This window comes from Vibrio sp. 2134-1 (assembly GCF_033339495.1).
The window spans coordinates 1-531 of the sequence record NZ_JAWOUS010000904.1; the positions used below are offsets into that span (position 1 = coordinate 1).

Here is a 531-nt window from a genome sequence, read left to right on the forward strand (position 1 = left end):
TAGCTGCCTGCAAGCAACATTTAAAGTGAGCGTTAGGAGTCTCTAACGCTTTTATTTTTATATTTTTTAACGCGTTATTAAACCGCAAGGATGGTGGATGAGTAAAGCGCAAATATATGATGTATTTTGTGATGAGTTGGCTCAAGGTAACCCTTGTGGCGTTGTCGAACTAAATCACTGGCTGAGTGATTCTGAGTTACTTCAAATCACTCATCAGGTCGCTCAACCTGTCACATCATTTGTGGTTAAGTCTGGCAGTGACTACCACATTCGTTGGTTTACTCTGGCAGGGGAAATCAACTTATGCGGACATGGGAGTTTAGGCGCAGGAGCCGCGCTCATTTCTAAATATCATCGGAATGAGGTCATTCTTCAAAGTTCGCATGGTCATATTACTGTTTCTGAACTGGATGGAATGTACAGGATTGTGATGCCAAGTTGGCAAGCCAAGCCTCATGCCATCCCCTTGGATATTTCAGGCTTCTCCAATCGCCCCATAGATGCTTTTACAACGCGTGATTTGGTTGTTGT

1 protein-coding gene is annotated in these 531 nt (G+C 43.5%); it reads left to right on the forward strand.

All coding sequences use genetic code 11. The annotated features are described in order from the left end of the window. Window positions 1-97 precede the first annotated feature (97 nt). Window positions 98-531 (forward strand): PhzF family phenazine biosynthesis protein (locus R7R78_RS29185; protein ID WP_225474975.1); only part of this gene is annotated, 434 nt, incomplete at its 3' end.